The sequence below is a fragment of the Actinomycetospora rhizophila genome (genome assembly GCF_042657905.1).
GTDB classification, from domain to species: Bacteria; Actinomycetota; Actinomycetes; order Mycobacteriales; family Pseudonocardiaceae; genus Actinomycetospora; species Actinomycetospora rhizophila.
Window position 1 is genome coordinate 82611 of the sequence record NZ_JBHSKG010000019.1, and the last position, 15576, is coordinate 98186.

A 15576-nucleotide genomic window follows, 5' to 3' on the forward strand; every position below is an offset into this window, starting at 1 on the left:
GATCCGCCCAACTCCATGGGGATCGGCGGTCATCGATGCATCGACCTCGGGGGCGGACTGAGTCCGATTCTCCTGCGCCACCTCGTCGGGTGGCGTTCGTCATCGCGGCGCTCAACGAGGAGCGCCACATCGAGGAGTGCGTCCGGAGCCTCCTCGACCAGGACTATCCGGGGGAGGGCATCGAGGTCGTCGTCGTCGACGGCGGGTCGACCGACCGGACTCGCGAGATTGTCGAGGCATTGTCCGGAGCGGACCCCCGTGTCCGCCTGCTCCACAACCCGCGGCGCATCGCGCCCGCCGCGTTCAACATCGGGATCGCGGGGACGGCGGCCGAGCTGGTCAGCCTGGTGTCCGCGCACAGCACGACGGATCCTCGCTACGCCGCAGTCCTCGTGGAGGCGTTCGATGCTTCGGGTGCCTCACTCGTCGGCGGTCGGGAGACTGCGGAAGCCGTCTCGGGTGCGGGTCCGATGGCCGAGGCGATCGTCCGGGCCACGGCGTCGCCGCTGGGCCAGGGCCCGGCGCAGTACCACTACAGCGAACGGCCGGGCTGGGTGGACACGGCCTATCCAGGCGCGTACCGCCGCGAGCTCCTGGACGAGATCGGCGGGTTCGACGAGTCGTTGATCCGCAACCAGGACGACGAACTGCATTTCCGTGCCCGGCTCGCCGGGCACCGGATGTGGTTCGAGCCCCGACTCCGTTCGAGCTACCGACCGCGGCCGGCTCTCGGTGCTCTCTGGCGCCAGTACTACCAGTACGGGTGGTGGCGTTTGGCCACTCTGCGCAAGCACGGGAGGGTGGCCTCGCTCCGGCACCTCGTCCCGGCCGCCCTTGTGGCGGGCGTGGTCGGCGGGCCGCTCCTGGCGCTGGTGGGCCCACGCCGTCCGTTGCTCGGGACGTGGGCGGGCGGGATCGTGGTGTGGCTCGGCGTCCTCGGCTACGCGGGATGGCGCGAGCGTGACCACGGCACAGCGGTGGCAGGGCGCGTGCCCATCGCGGTTGCGTGCTTGCACCTGGGCTACGGGTGCGGGTTCTGGCATGCCGTGGCGAGCTCACTCCCACGCCCCGGCCCTGTGCATTCGTGATGACCGGACGTGTTCGGACACTCGTCGGACGCCTCCCGTCCAGCCTCCGTGGTGTCTCGAGCATCGTCGCGGGCAGCGCGATCGGTCAGGGGCTGGTGATCCTCGCCTACCCTCTGCTGACCCGGCTCTACGACCCTGCCGAGTTCGGGCTCCTGACCGTGTTCACAGCCGTCGTCGGTCTGGTCGGCGTCGTCTCGACGGCCGCGCTCGAGTACGCGGTCCCGATCCCGGTGGAGGACTCGCAGGCCGCCTCGGTCGCCTGGGCGGGTCTCGGTTGGGTCGCGCTCACCGGTCTCCTGACCGCCGCCCTCGGGCCGCTTCTCGCCGGCCCGCTCTCCGATCTCCTAGGGGTGCCCCGTCTCGCGGACGTCTGGTGGCTCGTCGCGCTGTCGGTCGTCGTCCTCGGGACCTATCTCCTGCTTTCCGAGTGGATGACCCGGAGCCGGGAATACGGGGCGCTGGGCCGCCGCAACGCTCTGCAGGGCATTGGTCAGGCGGGGTCCCAGATCGCCTTCGGCGTCGCCGGTGCCGGTGCTCTGGGGTTGCTCTCCGGGTTCGGTATCGGTCGGCTGGCCGCGATGGGTGGGCTGTTCTCGCGGCGCGGCCTGCTCCGCCAGCCGTGGCCGGGCAGGCGAGCGATCATTGCGGCGCTGCGGCGGTTCCGTCGCTTCCCGCTGGTCGCGATGCCCTCGCGGTTGATCAACTCTGCTGGCCTCGACACGCCCCTGCTCGTGGTCAGCGCGCTCTACGGCGACGTGCGCGCCGGGCTGCTCGGTCTGACGGTGCGCGTGGTGAGCGGCCCGGCCGCGCTGATCGGTGAGGCCGTGACGAAGGTGTTCGTCGGTGACTCGAGCTCCGAGCTGCGCGACCGGAAGAGCACGATGGGCGCTTCGGTGCGCTCGAACGTCGGGCGGATGCTGATGCTCGGAGTCGTGCCGGCTCTCGTCCTGCTGCTCTTCGCCCCCAACCTCTTCGGCTGGGTGTTCGGGCCGGAGTGGACCGAGGCCGGGGAGTATGCGCGGTTGCTCGCCCCTGCCTATCTCGCCCAGTTCGCGATCGCCCCCGTGTCGCCCGCGCTGATGTTGCTGGAGCGGCAGGGTCGGCTCCTCGGCTGGTCGGTGTGGCGTCTCGTGCTGGCCGCGGGTGGTCCCGCAGTGTGCGGACTGGCCGGGGCCCCCATTCTCACCGCTGTTCTGGTGCTCTCCGCGGCCCAGGTCACGAGTTACGTCCTCATGTACTTCTTGTGCGTCCGTGCGGCCGATGCTTCTGACGCCTCCGGCGCATCGCTGTAACGGTTCGCCCGAGGTGCCCGACTGGGGTCCGGACTATCGGCATCGCCGCTGGCCGAGACGGGAGGAAGGTCATGGTCGATACCAAAGGGGCCAGCGCCACGGTCGCGCGCTATGCCCGCTTCGCGAAGAACACACTCGAGTCGGGCACGTTCAAGGAAACGGCGAGATCCGTCGCGAAGCACGTGTCCTCGACGACACCCGCCTACGGCCTCAAGCGCGATCTCCAGGCCCCGCACGAGACGCCTGCCGCCAAGATTCCGATCTCGGTGCGGCCCTTGGTCGAGGCCGATGTCGAGCACATCCTGGACCTCCACGCCGACGTCGACTCCGCTGAGCGCTGGGAGCGCCAGACGCGGACCCGCCTGCTGGAGCGGGGAATCGGGCGTCCGTACGTGGCCGTCGACGACGAGGACGACCCCTGCTACGTCCAGTGGCTGTTCAGGCCGGATGAGAACGATGAGGTCCAGGACTTCTTCCACGGGCTGTTCCCCGTGCTGGGTCGTGACGAGGCGCTGCTCGAAGGGGCCTTCACGCCGGTCCGGCACCAGGGGCAGCGGATCATGAGCGCTGGGATGTCCATGATCGCCGACAAGGCGGCCGACATCGGCGCTCGCTACGTGGTCACCTTCGTCGGCATCAACAACATCGCGAGTCTCAAGGGCTGCGAACGAGCAGGTTTTCTGCCCTACGTCAATCGGTACGAGAAGCGGCTCGTCGGGCGACTGCGCGTGGAGTTCCATCGGATGAGTGCAGCGGAGGTCGAGGACGCCCGCGTGCTGAAGTGAAGGGTCCAGGCGTGCTACTGCCGAGGAGATCGACCCGGGCGTGAGCCCGTCCGGGGCTGCAGACGCTCTCGTGATCTGTTGCCCGGCGCGCTCTCCCAGGATGATGGAGGTGCCTCGTCGATCCCGCTACGGTCGTCGCCGTTCCGTTTCGGGCCTCGACGAGGAGCCGTGTGGTGATCCTTGCGTACGTGAGTGCGGTCGCAATGCTGTTGATCGTGGGTTGCGCGCCGGCCGCGGGTGAGCCTGCTGATCGCGGCAAGCCGTTGAGTCCGACGGTGCCCACGTCGACCCTGCACGTGTCTCCCGACGGCGACGACGAGAATGCGGGAACCGGGACGCAGCCTTTCCGGACCATCGACCGTGCGGCGGCAGCAGCGAGACAGGGCGTACAGATCGTCATCGCACCGGGGACCTACCCGACCCCGGTCCACACCCAGGTCAGCGGCACGAGCACCGATCGAATTGCGTTCGTCGCCGGGCCGGGCGGACCAGTGGTCCTCACAGGGAGCAACACGGAGGAGCCGGTCTGGCGGAACACCGGTGATTACGTCGACATCGTCGGCTTCGAGATGTCGGGTGACGCTCTCGTCGGATTGCAGAACGAGGGGTCATACGTCCGGATCGTCGGCAACCGTGTGCACGACGTTCCCCGGGGCAGCTGTATCAACAGCGGGGCAGGGGACTACTCGGCGCATGACATCGACGTCCTCGGGAACACCGTCTGGGGCTGCGGGCGCAGCAGGCTAGAGCACGGCATCTACATGAGCAATCCGAACGGGCTCGTGGCCAACAACATTGCGTATGGCAACTCCGGCTTCGGGATCCACTGCTGGCACAACTGTAACGCTCTGACGATCACCAATAATCTCGTGTTCGCCAATGGCCAAGGCGGGATGGTCATCGGACAGGGCGACGCCCCCAACAACGGCGACGTTCCTGCGGACAATTTCCTCGTCGCCAATAACATCGTGGTGGCCAATGCTCGTCTCGGCATCGTCGAGAGCGGGGCCACTGGTCCGCGGAATCGATACGTGAATAACCTGGTCTGGGGAAACGGCGAGGAGGGGATCGGGCTCCAGCTCGGGGAGCAGGTCGGCACAATCATCGCCGACCCCGCTTTCGTTGATTTCAGACATGACGGTTCAGGAGATTATCGACTGGCCGACGGAAGTCCGGCACTCGACGCGGGTGTGTCGGAGGGCGCTCCCGAGACCGATGTCGGCGGAGTCTCCCGCCCTCAGGGTCGAGCTGTCGACCTCGGCCCATTCGAGCGATGAAGCCATGACGATGTCGAGCCCCACGGCTGTAGCGACCGGCCTCCCTTCTCGCTAGCCTGAGCGCATGCGGCAGTGGGTGGCTCCGGTGGCGATGAGCGGATTCGTCATGGCCGGCGATTTCAAGGCAGCGCCCCCCTTCAGCTACTTGCCGTTCGATCTGACCGTGGTCCTGGCCCTCGTCGTCGTGATACTCATCGCGTTCCGAGTGTTGTTCGAGCCCATCCCACCGGCGGTCTTCGGTGTGCTCCTCGGATTCGCGGTCCTCGTTCCCTCCGCGTTGCTGGCCGGCGACACCCCGTACGCGAGCGAGAAGGTCACGCGTTTGTTCACGCTGACGCTGCTGTCCGCCGCGGCGCCGATCTTCCTAGTACTGAACGGTGACGATCTCATTCGTCACGTATGGGCGTGGACCGGCTGGTGCGGGTTCGTCGTCGCCAGCGGTCTCGTCGACCCGCAGTACTCCGACGGATCGACGGACTCCGCCATCTCCTCCGAGAGCGCCGACACCATCGCGCTCGGCGTCGCGGCAGGGTTGGTCGTCGTCGTGCTCGGCATGGGCCTGATCTACCGCATCACCCCGTGGTGGCTCGCCCTCGCCGGCGGGACCATCGCATGCATCGTGCTCCTCCAGTCCGGTTCCCGCGGGCCCCTGATCAGTGTCCTCGTCGCCGTGGTGCTGACCGTCATGGTCGTACGACTGCGGCCGCCCAAGCTCCGGGCCGGTGTGGTCGCTGCTCTGATCGGCGGCGGTCTGTTCGCGTCGTTTCAACTGGCCCCGGCCGGCGCGCAGGGGCGCATCTCCAGCTTTCTGGAGGGCGAGAACACCGGGACCGTGCGCGAGCGCAACGGTCTCTACGAGAATGCGCTGAACTCCATCGACCGACAGCCGTTCGGTCTCGGGATGGGGAACTTCTCCGAGGTCGCTCCCGATCCCTACGTCTACCCGCACAATCTACCGCTCGAGGTGCTCGCCGAGGCGGGCGTCTTCCTCGGTGGTCTCTTCCTGGTCTGGATCATGGTGTGGCTGTGGCGTGCACAACGCGCCAGCCATCAATTCGCGACCGTGACGAGCCTCTGCATTCTCGTCTACGTTCTTGCGGTCACGATGAGTACTGGTGACCTCAACAACAACCGCGCCTTCTTCTACGCGCTCGGGCTGACCGCCGCGATCAGCGGTGTGCTGTCGGGCGTGGCGAGCGATCAGTTCGAAAAGGTACGTTCCCGCGCGTCGAGCCTCGTGTAGGCGTCGAGGAGATTCCTCTCCTCGATCGCCCAGTTCATGTGGCCCAGGACGGCGGATCGACCGTTCTGTCCCATCGCCCGAGCACCAGCAGGGTCTCGTGCGAGAGTCGTGAGGGCCTTCGCGATGGCGGACGGGTCCATCGGGTCGACGAGGATGCCGCAGCCGGCGCCGTCGATGATCGTCCGCCACACGGGGAAATCGGACGCGACGATGGGCAGGCCGGCCGCCATGTACTCGAAGAGCTTCGTCGGCAGGGCGTCGACGTGCGCGCGAGTGGGCTGGAACAGCACCAACCCGATCCGGGCACTCGCGGTGAGTTCGCGTGCGCGTCGTGGCGACACGTTGCCGTGGTCCTCGACGAGTGTCCATCCGGGGCGGGTCGCGAGCTCGTCGCGCAGGTTCGCGGGCGAGGCCGGGCCGACGAGGCGGAGTCGCCAGTCCTCGGGGAGGTCGGCGAGGTGCATGGCGTCGACCATCTCCGTGGCGCAGCGGACGGCCGTGACGGCGCCGACGTAAGCGATCGCGGGATCACGGTCGTCGTAGTCGACCGTGTCGTCGACGTCCTCGAGCAACTCAGGGTAGTTGTGGACGACGGTGCAGCGCTCCGACCGGAACCGCTCAGCAATCGTCGGCGTAGCCGCCACGATCTGGTGCGCGCTCCGGTCGGCCACGGCGCAGAGGAGCCGGGCGACGGCGGCGAGGACTGGCCGGACCCCGAGGGGGAGATAGTGCTTGTCCAGGACCTGACTCGGTAGATCCTCGTGGGCGTCGTAGACCACCTGGGCGCCACGGAGGCGCAGGAGCGGAATGATCGGGATGAGTTCGGGGTCGTGAAGGTGGTAGATGTCCGCGTCGGCCCGGAAGGCGGCGGCGAGGACGCGGGGGACGGCCAGGAGCAGTCGCTGCGCTCGGCCGCTGGCGATCGGTTCAACGACGATGTGGACGCCGTCCTCCTCTCGGCGTCCTTCGTCCCCCGCCGCGACCAGCGTGACGTCGTAGCCGTGCCGCGAGAGCGTGCGACAGAGTCGTCCGAAGATTCGGGTATCGCTCCAGTGGTGTGCCGACGACAGATGAGCGACGCGGGTCGGGCCGTCACCGTTGTGCATTTCAGGTACCGTCCTGCACGTGAGAATCGTGAGTGTGGTCGGAGCCCGTCCACAATTCGTGAAGCTTGCTCCGGTCGCCGAGGCCGTGGCGTCGGTCGGTGAGCACATCATCGTGCACACCGGTCAGCATTACGACCCCCGGATGTCCGATGTCTTCTTCGCTGATCTCGAGATCCCGCAACCGGACGTCCATCTCGGTATCGGCTCCGGCTCCCATGGCGCGCAGACCGGTGCGATGCTCGCGGCGCTCGAGCCGGTGCTCGTCGAGCAGAAACCTGACTGGGTGCTCGTGTACGGCGACACCAATTCGACACTCGCGGCCGCGCTGGCGGCTGTGAAACAGCATCTGCCGGTCGCTCATCTCGAAGCTGGGCTGCGGTCGTTCAATCGACGGATGCCCGAGGAGCACAACCGTGTCCTCACCGACCACGCTGCCGACCTCTTGCTCGCCCCGACGGCGCGGGCGTGTGCGCATCTTGCTCAGGAGGGGCTCGCCGACCGCACCGTCGAGGTCGGTGACGTCATGACCGACGTCTGCCTTCGGGTCCGCGACGCCGTGGCGGACGGTCCTCTCCCGTCCTCGATCGCGGACGTCCCGCCCGGTTTCGTACTGTCGACGCTGCATCGTGCCGAGAACACCGACGACCCCGCGAGGCTCGATGCGCTGCTCGCCGGTCTCGCGGCCGTGAGCGCGCCGGTCGTGCTCGCCGCCCACCCGCGCCTGCGCGCGAAGACCGAGGCCTACGGCCTGCCCCTGGAACGGCCCGGTCTGCACATCGTCGACCCCCTGCCCTACCCGGCGCTGGTGCGCGCGGTCCTCGCGTCGTCCGCGGTCGTCACCGACTCCGGCGGGTTGCAGAAGGAGTCGTTCCTGCTGCGCCGGAAGTGCACCACGATGCGTCCCGAGACCGAGTGGCCGGAGACCGTGGAGCTCGGATGGAACGCGCTGTGCGACGACCCGGCCGCGCTCCCGTCGGTGGTCGAGCGGCCGGATCCGGCGGCGACCACCGTGGCGCCCTACGGCACGGGCACCGCCGCACGCCGGGTCGCCGAGGTGTTGGCCGCGCGCTGAGGCCGCGGTGCGGCCGGGCTCACGGCCCATCCGGCCTCCCGGCCCTGCCCCGTCCGGCCCCGCCCCGGCCGAGGGCGACGACCGTCGCCGTCGGCCAGCGCCCGGGGTCGAGTACGCCGCGGCCGTCGACCACGGTGGTGACCCCGGGCAGCTCGTCCTCCCCGAAGGTCGCGTACTCCTGGTGGTCGGTGTGCAGGACGGCCGCCCCGGCCGGTTCTCCCGTCCAGGGGTCGAGGCCCAGGGCGGCGAGCTCGTCGTCGTCGTAGAGCACGTCGTGCACGACCGGTGTCGCCCCGCGACGACCGAGCGCGGCCACGGTCGCGAAGACCCCGGAGAAGGCCGTCTCCTTGACCCCGCCGCGGTAGCAGGCGCCGAGCACGACGACGGTGACGCCGGCGAGGGGTCCGTGCACGCGTTCGAGCAGGTCGACGGTGTGCTCGGGCATCGCGGCGTTCGCCTCGCGCGCCGCGCGCACCACCGTCGCGGCCGGATCGCCCGCGAGGTAGAACCAGGGGTAGACGGGGATGCAGTGCCCGCCGACGGCGATGCCCGGGCGGTGCAGGTGGCTGAAGGGCTGCGAGTTGCAGGCCTCGGCCACGGCGGCGAAGTCGACGCCGATCCGGTCCGCGTGCAGGGCGAACTGGTTGGCCAGACCGATGTTCACGTCGCGGTAGGTCGTCTCCGCGAGCTTCGCCAGCTCGGCGGCCTCGGCCGAGCCGAGATCCCACACCCCGTTGGCACGACCGAGGTCCGGGCGTTCGTCGAAGGTCAGACCGGCCTCGTAGAAGGCGACGGCCCGCTCCGCGCTGGCCGCATCCACGCCGCCGACCAGCTTGGGATAGCGCGCGAGGTCGGCGAAGACCCGGCCGGAGGAGACCCGCTCCGGGCTGAACGCGAGGAAGAACTCGCTCCCCACCCGCAGCCCGCTCGCCGCCTCGAGGCATGGGGCGAGACGGTCGCGTGTGGTGCCGACGGGCAGCGTCGTCTCGTACGCGACGAACGTGCCCGGGCGCAGACCGCGGCCGACGGCCTCGGTCGCCGCGTCGATCGCCCCGAATCCCGGGGTCCCCGCGGTGTCGACGTAGAGCGGCACGACGACCACCACCGCGTCGCTCGCCGCAACCGCGGAGACCGTGTCCGTCGTGGCGTCGAGGACGCCGCGCTCCACGACGCGGGCGAGCCGCTCGTCGAGCTCCTGCTCGCCGGGGAACGGGGGCCGAGCCACCTGCACAGCAGCGACGACCCGCTCGTCGACGTCAGCGCCGATCACGTGATGGCCCTGACCGGCGAACTGCACGGCCAGCGGAAGGCCGATCTTTCCCAGACCCACGACAGTGATCTTCACCGGCTGACCTTGACGGTCTCTCCGGAGGCCGCCGACTCGCGCAGGGCCTCGGCGATCTCAACGGTGGCGAGACCCTCCTCGAGCGTGACGATCGTCGACGGCTCGCCCCTGACCGCCGCCGCGAAGTGGGACAGCTCGGTGAGGAGCGGTTCGGGCTTCGGGATCGCGTAGCGGGTCATGTTCCCCTCGGTCACCCCGCGGAAGGCGGCCATGCGCTCCCACTGGGCCGGCTCGGATCCGTTCTGGAAGAAGGTCAGGTCGGCGGTGATGGTGTCCGCGACGAGACAGCCGAGATCGCCGGTCACCGTGGTGATGCGTTCCTTGAACGGTGAGAGCCAGTTGACCAGGTGGGTCACGACGATCCCGTTCTCGAGCTCGGCGACCGCGCTGACCAGGTCCTCGTGCGGGCGCCCGCTGCGGTGCGCGGTGCACGCCGACACCGAGCGGTACGGCGAGCCGGTGATCCATGCTGTCAGGTCGATGTCGTGCGTGGCGAGGTCGACGACCACGCCGGCGTCGACGATGCGCGCCGGGAACGGACCCTGTCGCCGCGTCACCACCTGGTAGAGCTCGCCGATCTCCCCCAGGGCCAGCCTTCGGCGCAGGTCCTGGAGTGCGGGGTTGAACCGCTCGATGTGGCCGACGCAGCCGAGCACGCCATGGCGCGCGAACGCCTCGACGATGGTCTGCGCGGTCTTCGGGTCGGGGGCGAGCGGCTTCTCGATGAGGGTGGCGACACCGGCCTCGGCGAGCTCGAAGGCCACGTCCTGGTGGGTGATCGTCGGCGTCGCGGCGACGCACAGGTCGATACCGCGGTCGATCAGCTCGCGGACGGTCGCGACGGCGTCGATGCCGTTGGAGGCCGCACGGGCTTCGGGTCGCGGATCGGCCGCGGCGACGAGCTCGACGTCCGGCAGGGATTGCAGCACCCGTGCGTGGTTGCGGCCCATCACCCCCAGGCCGACGAGGCCGGCGCGCAGCGGGCGGCTCATCGCGCCACCGCCAGGGCGACACCTGCGACGACGCGCTCGACCTGGGCCCGCGTCAGCGCCGGATGGACCGGTAGCGACAGGACCTCGCTCGCCGCGACCGCCGTGTGGGGCAGGTCCAGGTCGAGGTCGTAGGCGGGCAGTCGATGGATCGGCGTCGGGTAGTAGACGCCGGTCCGGACACCGAGTTCCTCCAGGCTCGCGGCGACGCGGTCGCGATCCGGGACCCGCACCGTGTACTGGTGCCACACGGGCTGCGCCCCCGGCGCGACCCGCGGCACCGCGACCGCCCCGAGGTGCTCGAGACCCTCGGTGAGCACCCGTGCGTTCTCGCGGCGGGCCATCGTCCACGCCGGCAGCCGCCGGAGCTGCACGCGTCCGATCGCGGCGTGCAGGTCCGTCATCCGCATGTTGTAGCCGAGGATCTCGTTGGCGTACCGGCGCTCCATGCCCTGGTTGCGCAGGAGCCGGACACGTCGAGCGGTCTCCTCGTCGGCGCAGACGACGAGACCGCCCTCCCCGGTGGTCATGTTCTTCGTCGGGTAGAAGCTGAACGCGGCCACCGCGCCGAACGTCCCGACGGGGCGGCCGTCGAGCGAGGCGAGGTGTGCCTGCGCGGCGTCCTCCACGAGGGCCAGGCCGTGCGCCGCGGCGATCTCGGTGAGTGCCGTCATCGCGGCCGGGTGGCCGTAGAGGTGTACCGGCATGATCGCGGCGGTCCGCTCGGTGATCGCGGCGCGGACCGCGGACGGGTCGAGGCAGAACTGCGCCGGGTCGATGTCGACGAACACGGGCCGGGCGCCCGTCAGCGCGACCGCGTTCGCGGTGGCCGCGAAGCTGAAGGACGGGACGACGACCTCGTCGCCGGGTCCGACGCCGACCGCGAGCAGGCCGAGCAGCAGCGCGCTCGTCCCCGAGTTCACCGCCACGCAGGGCCGACCACCGACGTGCTCGGAGAACTCCGCCTCGAACGCGGCGACCTCGGGGCCCTGCGCGAGCATCCCCGAGGCGAGCACGCGGTCGACGGCCGCGCGCTCCTCGTCGCCCACCAGGACGCCCGTGGCCGGCACCTCCGGATCGACCCGGACGACCTCAGGAACCGATGTCATGGAGCTCCCCCCTCCTCTCGACGTACCGTTCGTCGGTCTTCTCGCAGCGCCAGGTCCCGTCGCCGCACGGCTGCAGCGGGAACCCGGCGCGTCCGACCCACCCGACGCGGCGGGCCGGCACGCCCACGACCAGGGCGAAGTCCGGGACGTCGCGGGTCACGACCGCGCCCGCGCCGACCATCGCCCAGCGCCCCACCGTCACCGGCGCGACGCACACCGACCGGGCGCCCAGCGAGGCGCCCTCGCGGACGTCGACCCCGACCGGCGACCAGTCGGCGGCGGTCCGTGGGTCGCCGTGCACGTCGACCGCGCGCGGGTTCTGGTCGTTGGTCAGCACCGCGGCGGGTCCGACGAAGACGCCGTGGCCGAGCGTCGCCGGGGCGTAGACCAGCGCGTAATTCTGGATCTTGACGTTGTCGCCGACCGAGACGTGGGGACCCACGTAGGCGCCGCGTCCGAGGACGCACGAACGACCGAGCTCCGCGCCCTCACAGACCTGGGCGAGGTGCCACACCCGCGTGCCGGCGCCGAGGCGGGCCGTGGGATCGACGTCGGCGGAGTCGACGACCGTGGCATCGGTGTCGGGGGCGGTCACGTGAACATCGCCCCGACGGTGCGGGCGAGGATGCCGAGGTCGCGGCGCAGTCCCCACTCGCGCACGTAGTGCAGCTCGATCGCCAGCTTCACCGGCAGGATCTCCGCCAGGTAGAAGGCCTCGACGTCGTCGGGGCACGCACGCTCGATGAAGGCCTGCTCGTTGCCGAAGTGGAACAGTGCCGCGCTCGTCATGCCCGGCGCGACCGTGAGGACCGCGCGCTGCTCCTCGGTGTAGGCGTGCAGGTAGCGCGGGTCCTCCGGGCGCGGGCCGACGACGCTCATCTCGCCGCGCAGCACGTTGAGGATCTGGGGCAGCTCGTCGAGCTTGCCCGCCCGCAGCCAGCGGCCGACCGAGGTGATGCGCAGGTCGCCGGAGCGCGTGACGCCCGGCCCGGCCGACCCGGCGGTCATCGTCCGGAACTTGAACAGCTCGAACACCTCGCCGTCCCGGCCCATCCGCTTCGCCCGGTAGATCACGGGGCCGGGGCTGGTGGCCTTCACCGCGAGGGCGAGCACTCCCATGACCGGAGCGGTGATCGGGAGCGTCACGACGCAGAGGGCGACGTCGCCGGCCCGCTTGAGGCGACGGCGCAGCGCGGAGCGGGTCACGACGCCACCCGCCGGTGGCCGGCGACGACATCCTTGATCGAGGCGACGACGTCGTCCACGTCCCCGTCGATCATCCGTGGGTAGACCGGCAGGGAGACGAGACGCTCGAACTCCGTCTCCGTGACCGGGAAGTCCCCGGCGGCGAACCCGTAGCGGTCGCGGTAGTACGGCTGCTGGTGCAGCGGGATGAAGTGCACGCTCGTGCCGATGTTGCGCTCGCGCAGGGCCTCGATGAACTCCCCGCGGTCGAGCGCGAGCGATCCGAGCCGCAGGCGGACCGGGTAGAGGTGCCAGGCGTGGGTGACGTGCGGGCGCGCGACGGGTGTCTCGATCTCGTCGACGTCGGCGAGCAGTGCGGTGTACCGGGCGGCGATCTCCGTGCGCCGCTGCTGGAACGCCCGCCACCGGCGCAGCTGGGTGCTGGCCAGCGCCGCCTGGATGTCGGTCATGTTGTACTTGAAGCCGGGCACGACGACGTCGTAGGCCCACGACCCTCGCGGGCCGTAGCGCTGCCAGGAGTCGCGGCTCATGCCGTGCAGGCACCACAGCCGCGAGTCGCGCACGAGGTTCTCCGAGGCGGTGAGCACCCCGCCCTCGCCGCTGGTGATGTTCTTCGTCGCGTAGAGCGAGAACGACACCGCGCGCAGCGGGTCGTCGGCGTCGACCTGACCGATCGGCGTCCCGCGGAAGGCGGCCCCGAACGCGTGGGCGGCGTCCTCGACGACCGGGATCCCGAACCGCCGGCCCAGCCCGACGATGCGATCGAGCTCCACCGGGTGGCCGGCGTAGTGGACGGGCATGATCGCGCTGACGTCGTGCTCGCCGCGCTCGAGGACGGCCGCGACCTGCTCCGGGTCGAGGTTGAGCGTGTCCCGCTCGACGTCGACGAAGACGGGGCGGCACCCGACGTGCTCGATGACGTGCGCGGTGGAGCAGAACGTCATCGGCGTCGTGATCACCGAGGTGCCCGGACGGATCCCGAGTGCCGCGAGCGCGAGGTGCATCCCCGCCGTACCCGAGTTGACCGCGAGCGCGGCGGCCGTCCCGACCTCGGCCGCGAACTCGACCTCGAGCTTCTGCAGACGGGGTCCCGAGGTCAGCCAGCCGGAGCGGATGACCTCGGCGACCTCCGCGACGTCCTCCTCGGCGACGGTGGGGAGGGCGAAGGGCAGGAAGTCCGCGCGGGCCGCGGTCATGAGGCGCTCCGTTCGATGGTCTCGCCGACCGGGGTGGCGGTGGCGGGCGCGGGGACCGGCTCCTCGACGAGGAGCCGGTCCGGGGCGGGCCGCGGGGTGGTCAGCTCGCTGAGCGCGCGGGCGGCACCGACGGCGCTCGCGCGCGCCCGGGCGACGTCCGGGTCGAGGGTGGGCACGTCGATGTGCGAGATGGCGGGGTGGATCGGGCGCCGCGCCACCTCCAGGCGGCCGAGGAGCTCCTCGTGGAGCTTCTCCCCGTCCCGCAGGCCGGTGTAGACGATCTCCGTCGGCTTGCCGGCGAGCCCCATGAGCTGGCGGGCGACGTCCGCGATGCGCACCGGGGCGCCCATGTCGAGCACCAGCGCCTCGCCCGGCGCACCAATGGCGGCTGCGTAGATCACCAGCTGGACCGCCTCGGGGATGGTCATGAAGAAGCGGGTGACGTCCGGGTGGGTCACGGTCACCGGCGTGCCGTTCGCGATCTGGTCCGCGAACGTGGTCAGGACCGAGCCGCGGCTGCCGAGGACGTTGCCGAAGCGGACCGAGAGGTAGGTCCCCTCGCTCTCGGTCGCCATCTGGGCGACGAGGCGCTCGCCGATGCGCTTCGACCGGCCCAGGACACTGATCGGGTCGGCGGCCTTGTCGGTGGAGATGTTGACGAACCGGTCGACCGAGGCGAGCTGCGCCGCGCGCAGGACGTGGTCGGTGCCGCAGACGTTGGTCTCCCAGGCCTCGCCCGGGTACTGCTCGAGCAGCGGCAGGTGCTTGAGGGCGGCGGCGTGGAAGACGACGTCGGGCCGGAGCTCCACGAAGAGCCGGCACAGGGTCGCGGCGTCGCGGATGTCGGCGAGGATCACGTCGGGCGTGTCCAGCAGCGCGGTGCCGTAGATCGACAGCTGCGTCGCGTGCAGCGCCGACTCGTCGCGGTCGAGCATCAGCAGCTCGGACGGGCCGAACGTGTGGATCTGCCGGCAGAGCTCCGAGCCGATGGAGCCGCCGGCGCCCGTCACGAGCACCCGCCGGCCGCCGAGGTAGCCGGCGATCGCGGCGACGTCGATCTCGACCGGCCGGCGGCCGAGCAGGGCGTTGATGTCGAGGTCCTGGAGGTCGGAGAGCCGCGACCACGAGCGCAGGCGCTCGGTCAACGGCGGGAGGACCTGGACCGACAGTCCGGCTTCCGTCGCGGCCAGGGCCAGGTCGCGCACAGCTGTCGCGTCGAGGGAGTGGTGGGCGATGACGAGGAGGTCGGCGTGGGCGGCCTCGGCGACCCGGGCGACGTCGGCGCGCGTCCCTCGCACCGCGACGCCGAGAACGCGCCGCAGCCGGACGTCCGGGTCGTCGTCGAGGAGCGCGACGGGCAGATAGTTGCTGCCCGGGTCGGAGAGCATCGTGCGGATGAGCTGCTGCCCTTCGGTGCCCGCGCCGAACACGATGACGCGGCGGGCGGAGCTCTTGTCCGGTCTCCCATCGCGCTCGCGGCGCAGACGCACTGCCGTCCGCGCCCCGACGGCCAACGCGACCATGACGAACGTCGCGACGACGGGCACGGAGCGGGGAACCCATGGCGACGCCGGCACCATGTTGGTGCCGAAGACGACGAGACCGACCAAGCTCGCGACCGTCGCGACCGTCAGCGCGTCGTCGAGAGTGCCGACGCAGTGACGGCCGCGGTACACCTGCAACGCGAGCCCCACGACGACCTGACAGATGATCGCGATCCCGACGGTGGTCTCGAGACCGGAGCTCCGGATCTCCGAGAGATCGAATTCGTAGCGCAGTGCCGTCGCGACAGTCAGGGCGACCGCCCAACAGCCACAGTCCAGTGACGCGAGGACGAGCCGACGGAGCCGCCACGAGAGCGATCGCCT

Annotated in this window: 14 protein-coding genes; 6 read left to right on the forward strand and 8 right to left on the reverse strand. The window is 70.5% G+C overall.

Features of this window, described 5'->3' with window-relative positions; all coding sequences use genetic code 11:
• Positions 1-89: 89 nt before the first annotated feature.
• The 5 genes from ACFPK1_RS27155 to ACFPK1_RS27175 all read left to right on the forward strand — a co-directional run bounded on the left by ACFPK1_RS27155 (position 90) and on the right by ACFPK1_RS27175 (position 5685).
• A complete protein-coding gene (locus ACFPK1_RS27155) occupies positions 90-1088 on the forward strand; it encodes a glycosyltransferase family 2 protein (RefSeq protein ID WP_378024077.1) in 999 nt (332 codons plus the stop codon).
• On the forward strand, positions 1028-2380 hold the full coding sequence (locus tag ACFPK1_RS27160) for a lipopolysaccharide biosynthesis protein (RefSeq protein WP_378024078.1): 1353 nt from the start codon (positions 1028-1030) through the stop codon (positions 2378-2380). The genes ACFPK1_RS27155 and ACFPK1_RS27160 overlap by 61 nt, the downstream gene beginning before the upstream one ends.
• Positions 2381-2451: 71 nt before the next feature.
• A complete protein-coding gene (locus ACFPK1_RS27165) occupies positions 2452-3165 on the forward strand; it encodes a GNAT family N-acetyltransferase (protein ID WP_378024079.1) in 714 nt (237 codons plus the stop codon).
• A 188-nt stretch (positions 3166-3353) separates the two neighbouring features.
• Positions 3354-4442, forward strand: coding sequence for a right-handed parallel beta-helix repeat-containing protein (locus tag ACFPK1_RS27170; RefSeq protein WP_378024080.1), 1089 nt, complete (start codon positions 3354-3356; stop codon positions 4440-4442).
• Between the two features lie 64 nt (positions 4443-4506).
• Positions 4507-5685, forward strand: a complete 1179-nt coding sequence (locus tag ACFPK1_RS27175) for an O-antigen ligase family protein (RefSeq protein ID WP_378024081.1) — start codon at positions 4507-4509, stop codon at positions 5683-5685.
• Here the strand turns inward: ACFPK1_RS27175 and ACFPK1_RS27180 are convergent.
• Entirely contained in the window at positions 5643-6791 is a 1149-nt protein-coding gene (locus ACFPK1_RS27180) for a glycosyltransferase family 4 protein (RefSeq protein WP_378024082.1), read from the reverse strand. The genes ACFPK1_RS27175 and ACFPK1_RS27180 overlap by 43 nt on opposite strands.
• A 19-nt stretch (positions 6792-6810) precedes the next feature.
• On the opposite strand from ACFPK1_RS27180, the gene wecB reads away from it, so the two are divergent.
• On the forward strand, positions 6811-7863 hold the full coding sequence (gene wecB, locus ACFPK1_RS27185) for a non-hydrolyzing UDP-N-acetylglucosamine 2-epimerase (protein ID WP_378024083.1): 1053 nt from the start codon (positions 6811-6813) through the stop codon (positions 7861-7863).
• Between the two features lie 19 nt (positions 7864-7882).
• Here the strand turns inward: wecB and ACFPK1_RS27190 are convergent, their stop codons facing one another.
• From ACFPK1_RS27190 to ACFPK1_RS27220, 7 genes are read right to left on the reverse strand one after another with little or no spacing between them, the layout of a single operon-like run.
• A complete protein-coding gene (locus ACFPK1_RS27190) occupies positions 7883-9208 on the reverse strand; it encodes a nucleotide sugar dehydrogenase (RefSeq protein ID WP_378024084.1) in 1326 nt (441 codons plus the stop codon).
• Positions 9205-10200 (reverse strand): Gfo/Idh/MocA family oxidoreductase, encoded by a 996-nt coding sequence (locus tag ACFPK1_RS27195; RefSeq protein ID WP_378024085.1) that lies wholly within the window; start codon positions 10198-10200, stop codon positions 9205-9207. Before ACFPK1_RS27195 ends, ACFPK1_RS27190 begins: the two co-directional genes overlap by 4 nt.
• Positions 10197-11306, reverse strand: a complete 1110-nt coding sequence (locus ACFPK1_RS27200; protein WP_378024086.1) for a DegT/DnrJ/EryC1/StrS family aminotransferase — start codon at positions 11304-11306, stop codon at positions 10197-10199. The genes ACFPK1_RS27195 and ACFPK1_RS27200 overlap by 4 nt, the downstream gene beginning before the upstream one ends.
• Positions 11290-11901: an acyltransferase gene (locus tag ACFPK1_RS27205; protein ID WP_378024087.1), complete on the reverse strand. Its 612-nt coding sequence runs from the start codon at positions 11899-11901 to the stop codon at positions 11290-11292. Before ACFPK1_RS27205 ends, ACFPK1_RS27200 begins: the two co-directional genes overlap by 17 nt.
• Positions 11898-12512 carry a sugar transferase gene (locus tag ACFPK1_RS27210; protein ID WP_378024088.1) on the reverse strand — a complete coding sequence of 205 codons (615 nt, stop codon included), beginning with the start codon at positions 12510-12512 and terminating at the stop codon, positions 11898-11900. Before ACFPK1_RS27210 ends, ACFPK1_RS27205 begins: the two co-directional genes overlap by 4 nt.
• A complete protein-coding gene (locus ACFPK1_RS27215; RefSeq protein WP_378024089.1) occupies positions 12509-13708 on the reverse strand; it encodes a DegT/DnrJ/EryC1/StrS family aminotransferase in 1200 nt (399 codons plus the stop codon). The genes ACFPK1_RS27210 and ACFPK1_RS27215 overlap by 4 nt, the downstream gene beginning before the upstream one ends.
• Positions 13705-15402 carry a polysaccharide biosynthesis protein gene (locus tag ACFPK1_RS27220; protein WP_378024090.1) on the reverse strand — a complete coding sequence of 566 codons (1698 nt, stop codon included), beginning with the start codon at positions 15400-15402 and terminating at the stop codon, positions 13705-13707. The genes ACFPK1_RS27215 and ACFPK1_RS27220 overlap by 4 nt, the downstream gene beginning before the upstream one ends.
• Positions 15403-15576: the final 174 nt, after the last annotated feature.

Coding starts and splice junctions, on each gene's coding strand:
- ACFPK1_RS27175 (WP_378024081.1), top strand. CDS start 4,507: ATGCGGCAGTGGGTGGCTCCGGTGGCGATGAGCGGATTCGTCATGGCC.
- ACFPK1_RS27200 (WP_378024086.1), bottom strand. CDS start 11,306: ATGACATCGGTTCCTGAGGTCGTCCGGGTCGATCCGGAGGTGCCGGCC.
- ACFPK1_RS27165 (WP_378024079.1), top strand. CDS start 2,452: ATGGTCGATACCAAAGGGGCCAGCGCCACGGTCGCGCGCTATGCCCGC.
- ACFPK1_RS27215 (WP_378024089.1), bottom strand. CDS start 13,708: ATGACCGCGGCCCGCGCGGACTTCCTGCCCTTCGCCCTCCCCACCGTC.
- ACFPK1_RS27180 (WP_378024082.1), bottom strand. CDS start 6,791: ATGCACAACGGTGACGGCCCGACCCGCGTCGCTCATCTGTCGTCGGCA.
- ACFPK1_RS27195 (WP_378024085.1), bottom strand. CDS start 10,200: ATGAGCCGCCCGCTGCGCGCCGGCCTCGTCGGCCTGGGGGTGATGGGC.